16 protein-coding genes are annotated in these 18899 nt (G+C 51.3%); 10 read left to right on the forward strand and 6 right to left on the reverse strand.

The features are described 5' to 3' along the window. Position 1: 1 nt before the first annotated feature. Positions 2-391 (reverse strand): cytidine deaminase, encoded by a 390-nt coding sequence (gene cdd / locus BM025_RS02225; RefSeq protein WP_085847114.1) that lies wholly within the window; start codon positions 389-391, stop codon positions 2-4. A gap of 268 nt (positions 392-659) precedes the next feature. Between cdd and BM025_RS02230 the strand changes: the two genes are divergently transcribed. The 4 genes from BM025_RS02230 (at position 660) to BM025_RS02245 (ending at position 8222) form a co-directional block, all read left to right on the forward strand. Continuing rightward, positions 660-2942, forward strand: coding sequence for an NADP-dependent malic enzyme (locus BM025_RS02230; protein ID WP_085847113.1), 2283 nt, complete (start codon positions 660-662; stop codon positions 2940-2942). A gap of 329 nt (positions 2943-3271) precedes the next feature. Then, positions 3272-5173 carry a propionyl-CoA synthetase gene (locus tag BM025_RS02235; protein WP_085847112.1) on the forward strand — a complete coding sequence of 634 codons (1902 nt, stop codon included), beginning with the start codon at positions 3272-3274 and terminating at the stop codon, positions 5171-5173. A gap of 112 nt (positions 5174-5285) precedes the next feature. Then, positions 5286-6818, forward strand: coding sequence for a hybrid sensor histidine kinase/response regulator (locus BM025_RS02240; RefSeq protein WP_085847111.1), 1533 nt, complete (start codon positions 5286-5288; stop codon positions 6816-6818). A gap of 6 nt (positions 6819-6824) precedes the next feature. Next, positions 6825-8222: a sigma-54-dependent transcriptional regulator gene (locus BM025_RS02245; RefSeq protein WP_085847110.1), complete on the forward strand. Its 1398-nt coding sequence runs from the start codon at positions 6825-6827 to the stop codon at positions 8220-8222. A gap of 29 nt (positions 8223-8251) precedes the next feature. On the opposite strand, the gene BM025_RS02250 is transcribed toward BM025_RS02245, so the two are convergent. Next, positions 8252-9010 carry an NAD kinase gene (locus BM025_RS02250; protein ID WP_085847109.1) on the reverse strand — a complete coding sequence of 253 codons (759 nt, stop codon included), beginning with the start codon at positions 9008-9010 and terminating at the stop codon, positions 8252-8254. 292 nt (positions 9011-9302) lie between these two features. On the opposite strand from BM025_RS02250, the gene glyA reads away from it, so the two are divergent. Next, positions 9303-10598: a serine hydroxymethyltransferase gene (glyA, locus tag BM025_RS02255; RefSeq protein WP_085847108.1), complete on the forward strand. Its 1296-nt coding sequence runs from the start codon at positions 9303-9305 to the stop codon at positions 10596-10598. Positions 10599-10671: 73 nt separating this feature from the next. On the opposite strand, the gene BM025_RS02260 is transcribed toward glyA, so the two are convergent. Next, on the reverse strand, positions 10672-11031 hold the full coding sequence (locus tag BM025_RS02260) for a hypothetical protein (protein WP_139204525.1): 360 nt from the start codon (positions 11029-11031) through the stop codon (positions 10672-10674). Positions 11032-11095: 64 nt separating this feature from the next. On the opposite strand from BM025_RS02260, the gene BM025_RS02265 reads away from it, so the two are divergent. Continuing rightward, on the forward strand, positions 11096-11881 hold the full coding sequence (locus BM025_RS02265; protein WP_085847548.1) for an alpha/beta fold hydrolase: 786 nt from the start codon (positions 11096-11098) through the stop codon (positions 11879-11881). Between the two features lie 93 nt (positions 11882-11974). On the opposite strand, the gene BM025_RS02270 is transcribed toward BM025_RS02265, so the two are convergent. The 3 genes from BM025_RS02270 to lepA all read right to left on the reverse strand — a co-directional run bounded on the left by BM025_RS02270 (position 11975) and on the right by lepA (position 15199). Then, positions 11975-12160 (reverse strand): CTP synthetase, encoded by a 186-nt coding sequence (locus BM025_RS02270; RefSeq protein WP_085847106.1) that lies wholly within the window; start codon positions 12158-12160, stop codon positions 11975-11977. A gap of 214 nt (positions 12161-12374) precedes the next feature. Then, positions 12375-13301, reverse strand: coding sequence for a DUF3800 domain-containing protein (locus tag BM025_RS02275; RefSeq protein WP_085847105.1), 927 nt, complete (start codon positions 13299-13301; stop codon positions 12375-12377). 98 nt (positions 13302-13399) lie between these two features. Beyond that, on the reverse strand, positions 13400-15199 hold the full coding sequence (gene lepA / locus BM025_RS02280) for a translation elongation factor 4 (protein ID WP_085847104.1): 1800 nt from the start codon (positions 15197-15199) through the stop codon (positions 13400-13402). Positions 15200-15322: 123 nt separating this feature from the next. On the opposite strand from lepA, the gene BM025_RS02285 reads away from it, so the two are divergent. The 4 genes from BM025_RS02285 to BM025_RS02300 all read left to right on the forward strand — a co-directional run bounded on the left by BM025_RS02285 (position 15323) and on the right by BM025_RS02300 (position 18849). Next, positions 15323-16894 (forward strand): hypothetical protein, encoded by a 1572-nt coding sequence (locus BM025_RS02285; RefSeq protein ID WP_085847103.1) that lies wholly within the window; start codon positions 15323-15325, stop codon positions 16892-16894. 156 nt (positions 16895-17050) lie between these two features. Continuing rightward, on the forward strand, positions 17051-17371 hold the full coding sequence (locus BM025_RS02290) for a hypothetical protein (RefSeq protein WP_085847102.1): 321 nt from the start codon (positions 17051-17053) through the stop codon (positions 17369-17371). After that, complete coding sequence (locus BM025_RS02295) at positions 17372-18151, forward strand: DUF4336 domain-containing protein (RefSeq protein WP_085847101.1); 780 nt, start codon at positions 17372-17374, stop codon at positions 18149-18151. Then, complete coding sequence (locus BM025_RS02300) at positions 18148-18849, forward strand: NAD-dependent deacylase (protein WP_085847100.1); 702 nt, start codon at positions 18148-18150, stop codon at positions 18847-18849. The genes BM025_RS02295 and BM025_RS02300 overlap by 4 nt, the downstream gene beginning before the upstream one ends. Positions 18850-18899 lie beyond the last annotated feature (50 nt).

Consider the following 18899-nt stretch of genomic DNA (forward strand, 5'->3'; position numbering starts at 1 on the left):
GTCACATGTCCAATTGGTCTTTGCTAAAGGCGCCGGGTAACAATTCGGCCACGGTCATTGTCACCTGTTCACCGCTTAAATTTGCCATAGTCACCACCACATCCGGCGCTGAAAATTCTTTGAGCTTTTGACGACATCCCCCGCAAGGTTGCACGGGCGTTGGTGCATCTGCAATCACCGCGACTTCGGCAATTTGAGTGTCGCCAGCGGCAATCATCGCAGCAATCGCGCCAGCTTCGGCACATGTGCCCTCAGGATAAGCCGCATTTTCGACATTCACGCCGACAAACACAGCGCCAGAAGTGCTACGCAGCGCAACCCCAACCTTAAACTTCGAATAGGGTGCATAAGCTTGTTCGCGAATGTCGCGCGCTGTTTCCAATAGGGACATCTGTCACCTCATAAATTTGACTGTTTGGTCTAGAGTGCGCTGGAGCTTAAAGGGATGCAAGAGAGATGCGTTGATTTGCAAGGCACTTGGAAGCAAATTACACGAGTTTGCTCGAAATCGACAATCGTTTGCGCTAACATGAGGTAAATTCAACCTCTAGGGCTTGATCGTAAGTGTCGAGCAGGCGTAGAGCCATGATCGAAGATGTGGCGCATATGCGTCGCGATAAAATTAGTTTAACGCTAAACTAAAGTTTTTGGAGGCACATATGGCGGACAATACACGTAAAGAGGCGCTGCGCAAAGCGGCGCTACATTACCACGAATTTCCAAAACCTGGGAAACTGGAAGTCCGCGCCACCAAACCTCTTGCCAACGGGCGCGATCTATCTTTGGCGTATAGCCCCGGCGTTGCTGAAGCTTGCTTGGAAATCAAAGCAGATCCAAGCACTTCCAGCCGCTACACCTCTCGCGGAAACCTTGTGGCAGTTGTGTCAAACGGTACCGCAGTTTTAGGACTTGGCAACATCGGCGCTGCGGCTTCAAAACCCGTGATGGAAGGCAAAGCTGTTCTGTTCAAAAAGTTCGCCAATATCGATTGTTTTGACATCGAAGTGAATGAAAGCGACCCTGAGAAACTGGCTGATATCGTCTGCGCGCTAGAGCCGACCTTTGGCGCGATCAATCTAGAAGACATCAAAGCGCCAGATTGCTTTATCGTTGAACAATTGTGCCGCGAGCGCATGAACATCCCCGTGTTTCACGATGATCAACACGGGACAGCCATTGTTGTTGGTGCTGCTGCGACCAATGCTTTGCTGGTACAAAAGAAGAAATTCGAAGACATTAAAGTCGTGTCCACAGGCGGCGGAGCTGCAGGGATTGCCTGTCTCAACATGCTTTTGAAACTTGGTGTGAAACGCGAAAATGTATGGCTGTGCGACATTGCTGGGTTGGTTTATGAGGGCCGCACCGAAGAAATGACGCCACAAAAAGCTGCCTACGCGCAAAAAAGCGACCTGCGCACGCTTGATGATGTGATCGATGACGCGGACCTGTTTCTCGGCCTGTCTGGCCCCGGTGTTTTGAAACCTGAAATGGTAACGAAAATGGCAAAAGCGCCGATCATTTTCGCGCTGGCCAATCCGAATCCTGAAATAGACCCCGCTGATTTGGCCGAGGTTGCCCCTGATGCAATCATCGCGACAGGCCGCTCTGACTACCCGAACCAAGTGAACAACGTGTTGTGTTTCCCGTTCATTTTCCGCGGGGCTTTGGATGTCGGAGCATCAGAGATCAACGACGAGATGAAAATCGCCTGCATCGAAGGCATCGCGGCTCTTGCGCGCGCCACAACATCTGCAGAAGCCGCCGCAGCTTACAGCGGCGAACGTATGACGTTTGGCCCAGAGTACCTGATTCCAAAACCATTTGATCCGCGCCTTATGGGCGTTGTTGCCACGGCTGTTGCGCGTGCTGCTATGAAAAGCGGCGTGGCGGCTCGCCCCATCGAAGACATCGAAGCCTACAAAGCGTCACTTGATCAATCGGTCTTTAAGTCAGCCATGATCATGCGCCCCGTTTTCGCTGCAGCGTCACAGGTTGAACGCCGCATTGCCTTTGCCGAAGGCGAAGACGAGCGCGTTTTGCGCGCCGCGAATGCGATGATCGAAGAAACCACAGACATGCCGATCTTGATTGGTCGCCCTGACGTGATTGCGATGCGGGCCGAACGGGCTGGTTTGAAAATTCGCCCCGGCGTTGATTTTGAAATCGTAAACCCCGAAAGCGACAGCCGATACAAACAATACTGGCAGGCTTATCACGGGCTCATGCAGCGCAAAGGCGTCACACCTGATTTGGCCAAAGCGATCTTGCGCACCAACACCACGGCAATTGCAGCCATCATGGTTCAGCAAGACCATGCAGACAGTTTGATTTGCGGCACTTTTGGTCAATACCTTTGGCATCTCAAATACTTGAGTGAAATTTTGGGCACGCCAGACCTACACCCTGTAGGGGCGCTGTCTTTGATGATTTTGGAAGATGGCCCTCTGTTCATCGCCGACACTCATGTGCATCCAGAACCGACCCCGCAACAAATTGCCGAAACCGTGATTGCAACAGCGCGCCACATTCGACGCTTTAGAGCAGAGCCGCAAATCGCGCTGTGTTCCCATTCACAGTTTGGCAATCTTGATTGCGACACTGGTCGCCGTATGCGAGCAGCGCTTGAAATCTTGGATTCCCAACCCCGCGATTTCTTATACGAAGGCGAAATGCATGTTGATGCCGCTCTCATCCCTGAACTTCGCACCCGTATTTTCCCGTCATCCCGTTTAACGGGTTCCGCGAATGCTTTGGTGTTTGCCAATGCTGATGCCGCGTCTGGCGTACGCAACATTTTGAAAACCAAAGGCGGCGGGCTTGAAGTTGGGCCCATTTTGATGGGCCTCGGCAACCGCGCGCATGTGGTGACACCGTCCATCACGGCACGTGGTTTGTTGAACATGTCAGCCATTGCGGGCACACCTGTGTCACACTACAGTTAAGCTATCAGCGTCTTCTGTGCGGATCGTCGTACAGAAGATGCCACGCCTTCCAAGGAAGGACATGCACCAGTTTTGTGCAAAATAGTGGCCCATTTATGTGCTGAAATCCGCCACGCCCCGCGAACTGCAAAGTTTGCAAACCGCTTTGCTACACAGATTTGCAGAATTTCCATCAACATTTTGGCTCGTTTTTGCTAAGACTGTCTCAAGTGCAGCGAGCACGCGATAAAGTTTGATCCCTGAGGAGGGCACCAGTGGCCTATTGTGACCGCTGAGCGAGACAACTTTTTGCGACTCCACATCTGTGCACAGCAGCGAGGAGAGACAAGATGGACCACAAGGGCAGCTACGCGGACGTTTATAACGCTTGGAAGGCAGATCCTGAAGCTTTTTGGATGACCGCAGCACAAGACATCCACTGGTACAAAGCACCAAGCAAAGCCCTATTTGACGAAAACGCACCAATATACGAGTGGTTTTCAGACGGTCTCACAAACACCTGCTACAACGCCGTCGACCGGCACATCGAAAACGGACGCGGCACGCAAACTGCCGTGATCTATGACAGCCCCGTAACAGGCACCAAGCGTGCGATTTCTTACAATGAGTTGCGCAATCGTGTGGCTGGATTGGCTGGCGCTTTACGCGCAAAAGGCGTGGAAAAAGGCGACCGCGTGATCATTTATATGCCCATGGTCCCCGAAGCGCTGGAAGCCATGCTCGCCTGTGCGCGTCTGGGAGCTGTGCATTCGGTGGTATTTGGGGGCTTTGCCGCAAGCGAGCTTGCCGTGCGTATAGACGATGCTAAACCCAAAGCGATCATCGCGGCATCCTGCGGGATCGAACCAAACCGCGTAGTGCACTACAAACCCTTGCTCGACAGCGCCATCGCGCAGGCCACACACAAACCCGATTTCACAGTCATTTTTCAACGTGACCAAGAAGTTGCGCACTTATCAGAAGGCCGCGATTTTGATTGGCACGGATTTCAATACGGTACAGACCCCGCTGACTGTGTACCAGTTGAGGGCAATCACCCAGCTTATATTTTGTATACCTCTGGCACGACAGGCGCCCCCAAAGGCGTGATTCGCCACACTGGCGGACAGCTGGTTGCGCTAGAATGGACCATGACGAATATTTACAACATAGCCCCCGGCGATGTGTTTTGGGCCGCATCAGATGTGGGCTGGGTCGTAGGGCACTCGTATATTTGTTACGGCCCGTTGATTCACGGCAACACCACTGTGGTGTTCGAAGGCAAGCCCGTTGGCACACCCGATGCCGGCACATTTTGGCGGGTGGTAGAAGAACACAACGTCAAAGTTCTGTTCACAGCCCCCACCGCACTGCGCGCAATCAAACGCGAAGACCCCAAAGGGCTATTGGTCAAAGACTACGATCTCAGCGGTTTACAGGCTCTGTTTCTAGCTGGCGAACGTGCCGACCCAGATACAATCGAATGGGCGCAAAAGCTTTTGAACAAACCGGTGATTGACCATTGGTGGCAGACTGAAACAGGTTGGGGCATCGCGGCAAATCCGCTTGGCATCGAAGCACTGCCCGTCAAAATCGGTTCGCCATCTGTCGCGATGCCCGGCTATGACATCCATATTTTAGACGAAGCGGGCCACGAAGTTCCCGCTGGTGAACTTGGCGCGATTGCCATCAAACTGCCATTGCCACCGGGGACATTTCCAAATCTTTGGAATGCCGAAGATCGATTTAAAAACAGCTATTTAAATCAGTTCCCTGGCTTCTACGAAACTGGGGATGCGGGGATCAAAGACACCGATGGATACCTGTACATCATGGCGCGTACAGATGACGTGATCAATGTTGCAGGCCACCGTTTATCGACGGGCGCTATGGAAGAGGTTCTTGCATCGCATCCCGACGTCGCGGAATGTGCAGTCATCGGGGTTGCTGATGCCCTAAAGGGACAAATGCCGCTTGGTCTCTTGTGCCTCAACGCGGGCGTTGATCGCCCCCATGACAGTATCGTACGTGAAGTCGTAGCGGATGTACGTGCAAAAATCGGCCCTGTCGCGGCCTTTAAATTGGCCTGTGTCATTCAACGTTTACCAAAGACGCGCTCAGGCAAAATTCTGCGTGCGACCATGGTCAAAATTGCCGATGGCACAGAGTTCAAAATGCCCGCGACCATTGATGATCCCGACGTTTTGACCGAAATCAAAACAGCCCTTCAAGAAATCGGATACGCCAAATGATAAAATTTTAACTTCAAGGCCTGTTTTAGTCCGCGCAACTGGTTAAAAAAGTACTAACCAGAGAGGTCAATCTGTTCATCAGGTGCCCTCGTTGCTTAGGAATAAAAGCGTCGTGACAGAACAGACAAAAAAACCAGAACAAACCACAACCGTGCAAGTCGCGGACGCGGGTATGTTCTCATTCCTTTCCCATGACATTAGATCAGCCTTTTCCGAAGTCTCAGATGGCCTGAGCGCGCTATCTCAAACATCGCAAGACCCGCAATCGCGTGAAGCCGTGCGCAGAATGATTGCAGCAAATGATCACTTGGGACGTCTCTTGCGAGATGCATTAACGCTGGTGGTGGGGGAGCACGCCATCCAGCCGCAAGAGTATTCTGACACAAATATCAAAGATTTCTTGACCGTTCTCATTGCGCGATGGGGTAAAACCGTCGCAACGCAGGGCGCAGCGCTTGAATTCAAGGCAGAGACATCATTACCCGAAGTCATTCAAATTGATGTTTTGGCGCTGGAACGTATTTTGTCCAACATTGTGTCGAACGCCGCGCGCCATGCGAATGGCAAAAAGATCGAAGTGGGCGCGACCTATACCCCATCGCAAGGTTTGTGCGTGCACGTGCGCGATCACGGTGCGGGGTTTTCACAGGAACAATTGCCCATACTATTCGATTTCCCCCCTGCCCCTGTTGGAGCGGGCGAACCTGGGTCAGGCTACGGGCTGCGCATTGCCTACAGTTTGAGCCAGCGTATTGGCGGCACATTGACCGCCGAAAACGCCGCTGATGGCGGGGCAATTTTAACGCTCGAAATCCCGCTCGAAAAAATGCTAGAGCAGTCCCCGCTGATGGCTGTTGAAACGCTACAAGTGCTGCTCAAAGGACGCAAAGCCTTGGTCGTTGATGACGGTGCGGTACACCGGATTGCATTGCGGGCTCAACTTGAGGCGATAGGCGTGAGTGTTACAGAGGCTGACTGTGGGGCAGACGCGATAGAGGCCCTTGAGAACCAGCACTTTGATTTGCTTTTTCTCGACATTGAAATGCCTATTATTTCAGGCTTAGACCTTTTAAGAATTCTAAAAGACCGCACCATTCCTGTGCCGCCGACAATCGGTGTCACATCGCACGCCTTTGAGCGCAATCACCGTGTTATCAAAGATGCTGGGGCTTTCATGGTGTTGAACAAACCCGTGTCCAATGCTGCCTATTTACACAGCACAATTTTATCAGCTTTGCACCTTGGCGCAGCTCCTGATGAAAGCACATCGTCCGCAGAGATCCTTCATCAACAACACGACCCAATCTCTGGTCTCAAAACATTGGTTGAAACGCTAAACCCCAGCGTTCGCAAGCCTTTCTTAGAACAACTGGACACCGATTTAACCATGCGTTTGCAAGATGCCACGGCTGCGGCGTCCCATAATTTGTCCCAACGCGAAAGGATTGAGTTGGCCCGAACCGCACATGCGCTCGCGGGGCTATTTGCCACCTGCTATGCCCATGAAGCACATCAAATGGCGTTAACATTAGAATACATCGCCCTGACAGAACCACGTGCTGAGGTCATTGCGCTTTTATCCTTACTCAGCCAAGATGCCGAACATATTAAGAAGAAAATTCATTTACTCAAACAAGAGAAATAGGTTGGGATGCCACACACGCCAATTTTAATCATTGATGACAATGAGAGCCACATTATGTTGTACGGCTCTGTCCTAAATGATGCAGGTTTCTCTACGATTTGCGCACGCACCAGTGCGCAAGCAATAGAACTTGCACGTCAGCACAATCCTCAAATTGCTTTGGTTGACTTAGTTTTACCTGATGGCACAGGGAATGATCTGGTGGCAACTTTACGTGACCAAAATCCAGAGCTTAGAGCAATTGTAATCACGGCCTATGCTTCTGTTGACCGGGCCGTTGCTGCGATGCGTTTGGGTGTATCTGACTTTCTTGTGAAACCTGTCGATCCGCAAACCTTGCTCAATGCCGTGACCAATGCGCGATCGGATAGGAACCATTCTCTTGACCCGTCTTTGATGACCCGTGACGCCCCGCCTCTTGGTGGCTTGATCGGATCAAGCAGGCCCATGAAACGCGTTTATGCCACTATCAGAGCTGTTGCTGGCTCTGTGGCAACCGTGTTTGTAACAGGGGAAAACGGCACAGGCAAAACCCAATGTGCCGAAGCTATTCACGCACTTTCAAGTATTTCTGATGGACCATTTGTGCCTGTAAACTGCGGCGTACTGTCTCAAGGTGATCTTGGTTCTGCAATATTTGGCTATGCTTCCGATGCCCAATCTGAGCGCGATCAAGAAAAAATTGGCGCCGCTCAAATGGCAAATGGCGGCACCTTGTTTCTGGATGAGGTCTGCGAACTTGATGCCATGTCACAAGCGCGACTTTTGCAATTGCTTCAAACCTCATCTGTTATTCCTTTCGGCAGCGTCGACGCACATCCTGTCAAAATTCGCATTATATGTGCCTCGTCCACTGATCCATTAGAACAAGTGAAATCGGGCAAGTTTCGGGCTGATTTATATTACAGGCTGCATGTGGTGCCGATCCATCTGCCCGCTTTGCGCGAGCGAGGAACGGATGTGATCGAAATTGCTGAAGCCATGGTGATTCGTTATGCAGCGAAAGAAAAACGGCCCACACGCACCCTATCGCATGACACGAAAACATTGCTGCAAAACTACACATGGCCAGGCAATATTCGTGAACTGATGAACTTGCTGTGGAACTGCGTTATGGTGAGCGATGGACGCGCCATCGAACCGCACCATTTGCCAACGCACATGCGTGAAAATATACCGCTCGCGCCCATTCATACCCCACAGATCTCGCTTCCAACCAGTTTGCAGGACTATTTACAAGGCAAAACCTTGTCCCAAATCGAACGCGAAATCATTGAAGTGGCAATTGCGCAAGCCAATGGTTCGATCCCCCAAGCGTCATTGGCTCTTGGCGTGTCACCATCGACCATTTACCGAAAACTGGAAACATGGGGCCTTCCAGCGCGCAGATCGCGAAAAGTATAGACCTTTGATCTAAAGTAAAAAATAACTCTTTAGACAAATTGCTCGGTCAAAAGTCGTTCTTCAAGACCGTGACCTAGATCGAAAAGGATGCGGTGTTTGATCGTGGGGTCCGAGACAATCTCGACCCAAGATACATTGCGCACCGACCGGCTGTCAGCGTCAGCCATAACGGGGCGCTTGGCGTGTTCCAGCACATCAAATCGCACCTTGGCCTTTTTGGGCAACAAGGCCCCCCGCCACCGTCGAGGTCGAAAGGCGGCCAAAGCGGTGAGCGCCAAAACATCAGATCCGATGGGCAAAATCGGCCCTCGCGCGGAATAGTTGTAAGCCGTCGATCCCGCAGGTGTCGCCACCAAAGCCCCGTCACAGACAAGCTCTTCCATCCGAACCTTGCCATCAACAGACACGCGCAATTTGGCCGCTTGCGGGCCCGCGCGCAGCAAAGACACTTCGTTGATCGCCAACATTTCATGGCGTTGACCGTCCACATCTTGGGCGACCATAGACAGCGGATTTATGACTTCTTCTTCTGCCGCCATAAGGCGGGCAGGCAAATCGTCTTCGTGGAATTCATTCATCAAAAAGCCGACAGTGCCGCAATTCATCCCGTAAACGGGCGTGTCCAAATGCATGGTGCTGTGCAGCGTGTTCAACATAAATCCATCCCCCCCCAAGGCCACAATGACGTCGGCCTCTTGCGCCGGCACGTTTGGGTACTGCGACGTCAGACGTTCATAAGCGCGTTGGGCGATTTGAGCATCGCTGGCTGCAAAAGATATTTTGACCATGGGGTGTGTATCCGTTTTCAAACTGATCTGTAACAGACCTTAGATCGTGCCTAACAAATCACGGCCAAGGTTTCACGTGGTTTATTAATCGCATGCGCAGGTCCGTGTTCAGCGTGTGATCTGCATCGCCTGACGCAAAAGGCAATATTCATCTGAAATTTCGGCCGTCTGCGGGGCGTCAATAGGGCCTCTGTGCGATTTTCATTATCATTATGCGCATGTCGAGGGTTCCCCAAGTGTAACGATTTGGCTAAACATTCTGCAACATTCCCCTGCTGCCAAGGAACACACCATGACAACCAATGTCCGCGACGCCGGTTTTTTCACTGAAACCCTGTCTTCCCGTGACCCTGAGCTTTTTGGCTCAATGCAACAAGAACTCGGGCGTCAGCGCAGCGAGATTGAATTGATCGCCTCTGAGAACATCGTCTCAGCCGCCGTCATGGAAGCTCAAGGTTCCGTTCTCACCAACAAATACGCCGAAGGCTACCCCGGACGCCGGTACTATGGCGGGTGTCAATATGTCGACATTGCAGAAAATCTTGCCCGTGACCGCGCCAAAGAACTGTTCGGTTGTAAGTATGTGAATGTACAGCCAAATTCAGGATCTCAAGCCAACCAAGGTGTGTTCACAGCGCTCTTGCAACCCGGTGACACGATCCTCGGTATGTCTTTAGACGCAGGTGGTCACCTGACGCACGGCGCCAAACCAAACCAATCCGGTAAATGGTTCAACGCCATTCAATACGGCGTGCGCATGCAAGACCAGCGCATCGACTACGATCAAATCCAAGAGCTTGCCAACGAACACAAACCCAAGATGATCATCGCGGGTGGGTCTGCTATTCCACGTCAGGTTGATTTTGCCAAATTCCGTGAAATCGCCGATTCCGTTGGTGCGATCTTGATGGTCGATATGGCCCACTTTGCAGGTCTCGTGGCAGGCGGCGAACACCCCTCGCCCTTCCCTTATGCAGACGTGGCAACAACAACGACCCACAAAACTCTGCGCGGACCACGTGGTGGCATGATCCTGACCAACGATGTTGAAATCGCCAAAAAGGTCAACTCTGCGATTTTCCCCGGCATCCAAGGTGGTCCCTTGATGCATGTGATCGCGGCCAAAGCTGTGGCCTTTGGCGAAGCTCTGCGCCCAGAATTCAAAGTCTATGCCAAACAAGTAATCCTCAACGCGCAAGCGCTTGGCGATCAGTTGATGAAAGGTGGCCTTGATATCGTCACTGGCGGCACCGACACGCACGTGTTGCTCGTCGATTTGCGCCCCAAAGGGGTGAACGGCAAGATCACAGAAGCCGCCCTTGAACGCGCGCACATCACCTGTAACAAAAACGGCATCCCATTTGACCCAGAACCACCGATGATCACATCTGGCGTGCGTCTTGGCACCCCTGCGGGCACCACACGCGGCTTTGGTGAGGCCGAGTTCCGCTTGATCGGTGACTGGATTGTCGAAGTCGTCGATGGCTTGGCGGCCAACGGCGAAGAAGGCAATGCAGAAGTCGAAGCGGCCGTGCGCGCCAAAGTTAAAACACTGGCTGATAAATTCCCGCTTTATCCAAACCTATAAACCACAGAGTTTACGATATTATTAAAGGGGCCTACGGGCCCCTTTTTCATGTGACCACCATCTCAAAACAGTCTTAAAGCAATCCGCGCCACACCAGAATCGCCACGCTCGTGCCAAAAATCACAACTGCGATCAGCGCGAGCAATGCCAAAAAGTCGAGAAACCGTCCCATACGCCGCTTAAACGGATCAATCGCTTCAAAATGCTGCGTCAAGTTTCGCACAGCCCTATCCACACCTTTATGATCGATCCTTAGCGATAATTTCGGGTGCGTTTCCAGTGCCATAGCCCGAACAATCACGGCACCATCTCTACGAGCCCAACGCGGTAAAGCGCGCCCCGCCTTGGCCAATTTCGCCTCAAACCCAGTGCCTGCATGAATGCCAAGTCGGTCGGCCATAAGCGTGGCTAGATGTTCGGATTTTTGGGTCACACTGTTTTCCATATGCTCGTTTTAGGGGGTTTTCGTCACCTCGCCAAGCTTGTATCAACAACATATGTTAAACACTGTATTGACCGGACAACCTACTGATAAAACACCGCTTTTAATTGTGCATGGACTATTTGGATCTGCGCGCAACTGGGGCGTTATTGCCAAACGCATGTCGCAAGATCGCCAAGTGATCGCCGTAGACATGCGTAATCATGGCACAAGTTTTCGCGCAAATTCAATGTCTTATGCTGATTTAGCTGGCGATTTGGCCGAGGTACTAGAGAGCCACGGCACACCAAGCGACGCTGGCGGCACCCATGTTTTGGGGCACTCAATGGGCGGCAAGGCGACGATGATGCTGGCATTGATGCGACCCGAACTTGTTAAGTCATTGATTGTTGCGGATATTTCGCCTGTCGCCTATGACCACACCAACAAACCTCTGATTGATGCGATGCAAGCTTTGGACCTGTCGAAAGTCGATAAACGATCCGATGCGGATGCAATGCTCGCCGCCGATGTTTTTGATGCAGGCGTGCGCGCGTTCTTGCTGCAAAGCCTTGTTGTTAAAGACAAAAAATGGCTTTTAAACCTACAGGTTTTGGAAGATGAAATGCCTAAAATCGTGGGCTGGCCAGACGATGTGAACGCCGTTTTCGACAAAGACACGTTCTTTTTGTCAGGCGCCGAGAGCAGCTATGTGTCGCGCGACCACCGCGCAGCGACCAAAGCATTGTTCCCAAAGGCAAAATTTGCATCCCTACCCGATACAGGCCACTGGTTGCACGCCGAAAAACCACGCGAATTCGAAGCCGCGCTGCAGGCTTGGCTGGCCCGCTACGACGCCTAAAACCCCTGTCTGCGACCCGTATGGCGGACGTATGGCACGCGTCTGGCATGTGTCGGCTTTGCGTCTGACAAACTCACAGCACAGATCACGCGCCTAAAGTTGATCGACGATCTTTTTCGACACGATCCACGTCACAGGAATGGCCACAACAAAGCCAATCGCCGCCGCGATCAAAATCGGGTTCAGCGTGTCATTGCCAGACACCAACGCGATGATGATGCCAATGCCCATCAAACTTGTAGAAATAATCGAAAACAAAATACCAGCCAAACGGGTCATCGGACGCTCCTTATATTCAGATGTTTGAGTATAAATATCGCCCCCGCCCCACCCGCGCTTTGATCTGGGTCATGAGCGGCGTTTGTAACGTGAGCGGGTCTGTATGAGCTTGGCAGGCGGATCTTTAGGAATTGCTAAGGTCAGCGACTGACCCTGGGTGGAGGCGTAAGCGCCCTCCCGTGGGGAGGGTCAGGCGCTGGCCGACGGTGTTGGGCTAAAGCAGTTGTACTTTGTGAAGATCAGGTTCAACGCCATCGGTGTGCCATTTTTCGACAAAATCATGCGTGTCACAATCAAAGTCAACACTATGACGCTTGAAAACTTTGAAGCCAAATTCACCAACCGTTTCAGTTTCCTCGTCCGCAAAAAACAACTTTTTAAGTTCCCTTAAATATCGTTGCTCTGGAACCCCGAAGTTTGCTGCTGAAGAGTTTATCGCGGCAGCTACTGAAAAAGCCGTTAAATCTGCAAATGACAAAAGCTCATCATCATGTTTTCCAAGAGCTGAAATTCGTTGTGGATCAATAGGAGCAAGATAGAATCCAAGCCGAACATCAAGAGGTGTGCGTTTTATTTTAGAAATGTAATTTCTGAGTTTGTCGTAATCGTGGTTATCTCTCTTTTCAAATACGATATCCACACACTCACTTGGAATTTTATTCTCCAGCATAAAGTTGCCTAGCCGTTCCAAAAAATACGAAACGCACTTATTATAGTATCTTTGATCTTGTCCTTTGCCTTCAATGCTTTTCCTATAATCACCCATTGTTGATTTGTGAGAGACAAAGCCAAATAGCTTTATACGAGCTTGGTCACGGACCATCCTTGCGTATTTTGCCGTGCGTATATGGCTTAGGTCTGAGCAATGCAGCTCATCTTTCCCGACCTCAGTTTTCACCTTGGACAATAAAACGCTCAACTCTTTTTTTCTTGAGTTAGGAATAAGACATCCGCCCAGCACAAGAAAAGGAGACGCTCCTCGCTCCTTGACGCCTGAACGAATTTTATTGAGGCCTGTGTCGCCAGTTTCATCAATATAAAAAGTATATTGGGACATAAGTATCCCACCCTCTAAATAAAAAAATCCCCACCAGCATGGCGAGGATTTCTCTAAGCGTCCAGCGCTAAACTTAATACCCATCCCAGTTCTAAAAGCCCCCACCGCTCTCGCCAATTTTCTTGCAGAAAAAAGGCTGCCACGGTGGGGTCTTTCGCCTCGAAAATGGACGATTAACGTAGTTAATCGTCCATTTTCAATGCGTTAATAAACGCTTGTTGTGGGATTTCGACGCGGCCGAATTGGCGCATCTTTTTCTTACCCTTTTTCTGCTTTTCTAGCAGTTTTTTCTTACGCGTTGCATCGCCGCCGTAACATTTGGCGGTCACGTCTTTGCGCATGGCGGCCAAGGTTTCGCGGGCAATGACTTTGCCGCCGATGGCCGCTTGGATCGGAATTTTGAACATGTGACGCGGGATCAGCTCTTTCAGCTTTTCGCACATCGCGCGACCGCGTTGTTCGGCCCGTCCACGGTGGACCATAATTGACAAGGCATCGACGGGTTCGTCGTTGACGAGGATCGACATTTTGACCAATTCGTCTTGTTGATAGCCGTGCATCACGTAATCGAAAGACGCGTAACCTTTTGTTACGGATTTTAGGCGATCATAGAAATCAAACACGACTTCGTTGAGCGGCAGATTGTAGACGACCATGGCGCGGGTGCCCGCGTAGGTCAGATCGATTTGCACGCCACGACGATCTTGGCAGAGTTTTAGAACATCGCCCAAGTATTCATCGGGCACCATGATCGTGGCTTTGATGCGGGGTTCTTCGATGTGATCGACATAGGTCATGTCGGGCATGTCTGCGGGGTTGTGCAGGTCGGCTTCTGTCCCGTCTTTCATGTGCACATGATAGATCACGGACGGCGCGGTTGTGATCAGATCGATGTCGTATTCGCGCTCTAGACGGTCGCGAATAACTTCGAGGTGCAACAGGCCGAGAAAGCCACAACGAAAGCCAAAGCCAAGTGCGGCAGAGGTTTCCATCTCGTAGCTAAAGGACGCGTCATTCAGGGCGAGTTTTTCAATGGCGGTGCGCAGATCTTCGAACTCGGCGGCATCGACGGGAAACAGCCCACAAAACACCACTGGCTGCGCGGGCTTAAAGCCGGGCAAAGGCGTTTCGGTTTGGCGTTTGTCATGGGTAACAGTGTCGCCGACGCGCGTGTCGCGCACCTGTTTGATCGACGCCGTAAAGATGCCGATCTCGCCGGGGCCAAGCTCTGCGATGTCGACCATTTGCGGTTTGAGCACTGACAATTTGTCGATGCCATAGGTTGCACCAGCGCGCATCATGCGAATTTTGTCGCCCTTTTTGACCACGCCATCAATCACGCGGATCATCACGACGACGCCAAGATAGCTGTCGTACCAACTGTCGACCAGCATCGCTTTGAGCGGCGCATCGCGGTCGCCTTTGGGCGCGGGCAAACGGGTGACGATGGCTTCCAAAACATCAGGAATACCCAGCCCCGTTTTGGCCGAAATTTCAACAGCGTCAGAGGCGTCGATGCCAATCACGTCTTCGATATTTTGGCGCACACGTGCGGGTTCTGCGGCAGGCAAATCGATCTTGTTGAGCACGGGCACGATTTCGTGGTCGGCATCCAACGCGTGATACACGTTGGCCAATGTTTGTGCCTCAACCCCTTGCGATGCATCGACGACCAACAATGACCCCTCGACCGCTTGCATAGAGCGCGACACTTCGTAGGCGAAATCCACGTGACCGGGGGTGTCGATGAGGTTGAGAATATACAATTCGCCGTCTTTGGCCAAATATTCGATCCGTACAGAGTTGGCTTTGATGGTGATGCCACGTTCGCGCTCGATGTCCATGGAATCAAGCATTTGCGCTTTCATATCGCGCTCGGCCACTGTGTTTGTGGACTGGATCAACCGATCCGCAAGCGTCGATTTTCCGTGGTCAATATGCGCCACGATAGAAAAGTTACGGATCAGATTTAAGTCGGTCATTTTGACAGGGCCCACATGCGAGAATTAGCCTGTGTCTATGAGGGAAATGGGGGGGATTGTCTAGGGTTGAATGAACTTCGGGAAAGCTACAATATCAAACCAAATATTAGGAATTGAACCATTATGTCGAGCTACCAGAAGCTGAAAAAACTAGGATGGCTGTCTGCTTACTCTCGGCAAGTTCTGCTGACTCGTTACCTGGCGAGAACGTGCGCTGACCGCGGCCGTGATCGATTTGAAAAAAATGCTCCGAACGAATCTTTCCTATTTCTTGCTTTCAAGCTCTGTGTTCGTTGCCCACAATCGAATATTGGTGCCGATTCAAAACTGAGCGCACCTTACCAACCAAGTAATAGGCCCGATACCTTCACACTAAAATCAAAACACTCGAACAACTTGTTTATGTCATTGAAAACTTCACCCGCCGACAAAACAGATTTTTTTCTCAATGAGGGTTACGACCCTAACCAATTTTCTTGGATCCCAAAACCGTCCGAGCGCGCCTTGATCAACAAGGGCCGTACCAGCTTCGGGGATTCGGCGGGGTCAAAAACTTCGCGACAACACGATTCCTATCTTTTTGACGAAGTGTCCCGTGTTGGAAAAGGCATTTCTCTTAGCAACAAAGCCCTTGCGGACACTCGATGCGAAAACCTGTGGCGTGAAGGATTATTTAGGAAAATGCCACTTTCCGTTGAGGTCCGCGAATTCATTAAGGCCCTAGAGAGCCACCCAAAGGATTCATTCTTATCGTTATTTCTAACATGGTACAAAGGCCTGATTGACGGGGTTGTTGACTGGGAATTATGGCAAAACCTGTCTGAAATTCCTGAAGACATTTGGGAGGCCGGTCCCGCGGCCTTGGTGCGCGAGTTTGAAGTCATTCAAGCAAAACTGCTCGCAAAGCGTGCTGGCCAAGCCACAGATGTGGTGTTTGATAGTACTGCCAATAAATTTCGGCTTGAATACTCAGCCCCTAACAAGCCCGATCTATTGGGCGCGACCCTGGACCAGATTTCTGATGCTCTTGATGATGCTTTGGCCAACCCCAGCAACGGGTTGCATGAACGGTCACGTGAGACAAAGGTTTTGTGGCGTGCTCTGGCTAAATATGCCAACAACGCTCAACGCTTGGAAATGGATTTCACTTCAGTACATGACAGCATAACGCGCCAAATCGCCAACGAAGAACTGCCCCCATCAGAAGAAAACTTAGCCCTTTTAAAAGCAACACAAGAGGGCGCTCAGGGCATCCGAGCGACACATTCAGACATTGCTGAAAACCGCGAAATACTGACAAAACGTGCCCTTGCAGAGTTAACCATAGAGCAAGTTCAAGCAGTGTCAGACGCAAAAGCTATTTTGCTAGACATCTCAATCGACGAACTGGCCGATGATTTTGCCCATGATATTGATGAAATTATCGAACAAGAAGCCGAAGCCGTGGCGTATCGCAGCTTAGGCGGACAAGAACGCAATCCAGCCTCTGTCGCACGTGATGAAAAAGTGCGCCTGTTTAGCTATGCGGCGAAAATATTGCTTCTGATCAGGAAGACACCTCAAGTCATTGACAAGATCGTCAATTCTAGGGCCGCCAAACTTGCTAGTTTGGGTACAGTTGTAGAAACCTTTGCACCAGGAGCAATAGTGGACACCTTAAAACGGCTCGTTGAAATCGGCATTTCATTGTTTTAGCGGCGTACGAGGTCGTAGGCCATCCTTTGCCTGCCCTTATTCAACCACCTAAACTCAAAATTGAAATCCAAAAAAAAATCAGGCATACTGGACTTTAGGTTAACCATACGCAGACCCCGCGCAAAGACGGGGCGGTATTGGCGAAAAGGCAGAGATATGAAAAAGACAGTTTTGATTTTGGCGGTGTCCATCGCATTTTCGGGGCCAATGATGGCGCCTTCCACAGCCTCCGCAGGCGTGATCGAGCGGGCATGTAATGCCTCAGATCGCAAGGCATCCAGTCGCGCACTATGTGGCTGCATTCAGCAAGCTGCTGATTTAACGTTGAAAAACTCAGACCAACGCAAAGCGGCAAAGTTTTTCAAAGACCCCCACAAAGCGCAAGAACTGCGCCAAGCTGACGGGCGTGCGAATGAAACCTTTTGGTTGCGTTACAAGAATTTTGGCACCACGGCCGCACAGCATTGCGCCAGCTAGATGACTGTGCTGTACGAGCCGCTTGGCACGCTCAAGCAAATCGGCCCTGAAATTTGGATCGCAGATGGCCCGCCCGTACAGTTTTATGGTGTTAACTTTCCCACGCGCATGACCGTGATCCGCATCACTGCGAGCACGGGTGACGTCGGGCTGTGGGTGCATTCGCCCATTGCGATTGACGCCAATTTGCAAACCGAACTTGACGCGCTTGGCCCTGTGCGTTGGCTGATTGGGCCAAATCCGCTGCACTATGTGTCTTTGGCTGAATGGAAAAAACACTACCCGTCCGCCGACGTTTTCGCGGCCCCTGGGGTAAAAGCACGGGCGAAAAAGTATAACATTTTTGTGCCACAGCATCAGGTTTTAAGCGACGAAGCCCCTCAAGATTGGGCCCAGTCTATCGACCAGCGCGTGGTGCATGGGCACAAGTTTTTGCACGAAGTGGTGTTTTATCACGCCTTGTCCAAAACGTTGATTTTGACCGATTTGATTGAAAATTTTGAGGCGCATAAAGTCGGTAAATTCAAAGCCTTTATGTTCAAACTTGCGGGCAATCTTGACCCTGATGGCAAAGCCCCAGCGGATATGCGGATGACGTTTAAGAGCAAAGCTAAAGCCCGAAAAGTGATTGAGGAATTGATCTCTTGGGGGCCAGAAAAAATTATTATTTCGCATGGTCGTTGGTATCCTGAAAATGGTGTGAGCGAATTGAAACGCGCGTTTCGTTGGCTGGGGCTTGAAGCCGCTCAGCCCCCTTCACAAAGTTCCAAGACAGAATGATAGGCGGCATTTTCATACTCTCTGGCGCAGGGTTGTCCGCCGAAAGCGGATTGCGCACATTTCGCGCTGCAGATGGGCTATGGGAAGACCACCGTGTCGAGGATGTGGCCACGCCTGAAGCGTTTGTACGCGACCCAGAATTGGTACAACGATTTTACAATGAACGGCGTAGGCAAGCGAAAGAGGCACAGCCCAACGCAGCGCATAAGGCGCTGGCAAAGCTACAAAAAACTCATAGCGCCCCAGTGTATTTGATCACGCAAAATGTCGACGATTTGCTGGAACGTGGCGGTGCGACACAGGTGATTCACATGCATGGAGCGGTAAAAGATGCGCTTTGTGCCGCGTGTTCGCATCGCTGGGCCGCGCCGATGGAAATGCGGGTGAGTGACGCCTGTCCCTCATGTGGTGCGATGAAAACACGGCCCGATATCGTCTGGTTTGGTGAGATTCCCTATCATATGGATGTCATTCAGGACGCTTTGGAAGCCAGCGATCTGTTTGTATCGATCGGGACATCTGGAACGGTCTATCCTGCAGCGGGATTTGGTCAAATGGCGCGTCAGTTTGGTATACGCACGTTGGAATTGAATCTTGAGGCGTCAAACGCGCCTTTTGATGAAATGCGACAAGGGGCGGCCAGTGATATTGTGCCCACGTGGGTGGATGAAATCCTCGCCAATTCACCTAGCCTCTGAACGCGAAACGGCGCCCCGATTGGAACGCCGCTCTCTTGTATTTCAGGTGG

Origin of the sequence: Pacificibacter marinus, assembly GCF_900109555.1 — a bacterium.
GTDB lineage: Bacteria > Pseudomonadota > Alphaproteobacteria > Rhodobacterales > Rhodobacteraceae > Celeribacter > Celeribacter marinus_C.